We start from the raw sequence: 301 nt of genomic DNA, 5'->3' as shown, positions 1-301 counted from the left end.
TCATCGCCGGGGAGGAGGTCGGCTTTGACGAAAACTCTTTCGCTGTTTGAAAAGGAGCGAAACCTTTGGGGCAAAATTCGATTTCCGGCAAACAACGCCGGCCGCGGGAGGAGGTGCGGCGGGCGCCTTTTTTGTGGCCACCCCTCGGGAGGAGGTGAAGGTCGGGCCGATTCGTCATCGCCGGGGAGGAGGTCGGCTTTGACGAAAACTCTTTCGCTGTTTGAAAAGGAGCGAAACCTTTGGGGCAAAATTCGATTTCCGGCAAACAACGCCCGCCGCGGGAGGAGGTGCGGCGGGCGCC

At 60.1% G+C, this 301-nt stretch carries 1 protein-coding gene; it reads right to left on the bottom strand.

From position 1 onward, the window contains the following. Positions 1–265 (bottom strand): hypothetical protein (locus tag EN991_RS40565; protein ID WP_206519397.1); only part of this gene is annotated, 265 nt, incomplete at its 3' end. Positions 266–301: the final 36 nt, after the last annotated feature.

This window comes from Mesorhizobium sp. M7A.F.Ca.US.005.03.2.1 (assembly GCF_003997795.1).
In the GTDB taxonomy this organism is placed as follows: Bacteria; Pseudomonadota; Alphaproteobacteria; order Rhizobiales; family Rhizobiaceae; genus Mesorhizobium; species Mesorhizobium ciceri.
This window is presented reverse-complemented; position numbering and strand designations above follow the sequence as displayed.